Genomic DNA, 1,528 nt, shown 5'->3' on the forward strand with positions numbered 1-1,528 from the left:
CCGACCCTCCCCAACTGCGTTCAGGAGGGTGATTTCAACCTTGCAAGCACGGCATTTAAAAACTGCACGACCTCCATACCCCAGAAGATAGCGGCACCAGAGTAGAACAGTTGTCCTCAACTGTTCCGTCGGGCAGTCCTCAACGGCCATGCCTCATCGCAACCGAGTCCGTTTGAAACCGCTGGCACACCCACTCCTATCAAAGATCCAGCTCATCCAGTTCATCCACCAACGCATCCAGGTCCGTGGATTGATTGGGAGTCAATGGCGGTGTGGGAGCGTTCAGTGAAGACACTGCGGCCGTCGATGGCTTGGCGGGCGATGGCGTTGCGGCTTTGATCGGTGTGATGTTCTTTGGAGGCGTCGAAGCTTGAGAAGGCGATGCAGTGGCTGGCTTCGGCGACGTCGAACCACCAACGCCGATCTGAAACATCGGAGTTTGCCGAGTCGCCAGCAAAGCTTGCAAGTCCGCCAAGATTGTTTGCGATGTACCTTCGCGGCGCATGTCAAAGTGGTACAGCTTCGCGATTGGTTCATCGCTTTGAACCGGAGCGGCATCTTGGTCTCGGCGGTGCGGCACACGAGCAACCCGTTTGCCCAGCAACCCGAGAGGTTCAGAAACCAGCTCGGCATCTGTCCAGCCGACGCAGGCAACATCGCCCGCGATTGATTCCACAGCCAATCGTTCCGTGCCGGATTCATCCGGACCGGGAATGCGATCCAGCAAAACAAGATCGAGCCCAGGCCGACCGAGCAACTGGCCCACGGCATCATCGCATGCCGGATCGAAATGGCGATGCTCGCCGGTGGGACGAAGCACGATCACGTTCAAACGTACAGCCATGAAGGATCCACTCAGAGGTCGGGGCAATTTTCGGGATGGGAGGTTGGCCGGAGATCGATGCGGTCGTCGGACGTTGCTGACTCAGGCATCCGTGGTGACGGCGTCCCCGGTGACAATCCCACGACATCATAGAGTCGAGACCATAATTCGCGAACGTCGGTGACATCGGCGAAAGATGACATCAAATCACCGTTTCCGACCCTCGCCAGTTTTTCGCGGGCGTCTGGATGGTCTCTCAGCAATTCTGCCAACAGGTCCTCAATCAGCTTGGCGGTCACCTTCGTTCGGTGCAACACGTGAAAACCGCGAAGATCGCGATGGGCCGTCGCCAAACAAACGTGGCCCGCTCGCAGGGCTCTTCGGCGAATGCGAAACCGTCCCCACGGCGACAATTGCTCCGCCCCGTCCAGAACCAGCACCCCACCGGGCGAAACCGTCGCCTGTGCCTCACTCGCGGCTCGGTCATTCAGCAGCATGCTGGAGACGCCAGCCATTGCCGAACGGTTGGGATCGGCGGTCAGTTGAATCCATTTCCCGCCGGGAAATTCCGCCTGCAACGCATCGGCCATGTCGTGCAACAAAGTCGACTTGCCAGACCCATGGTTCCCGACAATCAAACCGAGTCGATGATGTCGCAGGTCCGCCAGGATTCTTGCGATGTGGTCGGCTGGATCGCTTTCGTTC

At 58.6% G+C, this 1,528-nt stretch carries 2 protein-coding genes; both read right to left on the reverse strand.

The genetic code is table 11. From position 1 onward, the window contains the following. Nucleotides 1-199: 199 nt before the first annotated feature. Nucleotides 200-844: a hypothetical protein gene (locus B2R17_RS07970; RefSeq protein WP_286763554.1), complete on the reverse strand. Its 645-nt coding sequence runs from the start codon at nucleotides 842-844 to the stop codon at nucleotides 200-202. Nucleotides 845-855: 11 nt separating this feature from the next. Next, nucleotides 856-1,528 (reverse strand): ATP-binding protein (locus tag B2R17_RS07975; RefSeq protein WP_286763555.1); only part of this gene is annotated, 673 nt, incomplete at its 5' end.

Origin of the sequence: Rhodopirellula sp. UBA1907 (genome assembly GCF_002337565.1) — a bacterium.
Lineage (GTDB): Bacteria > Planctomycetota > Planctomycetia > Pirellulales > Pirellulaceae > Rhodopirellula > Rhodopirellula europaea.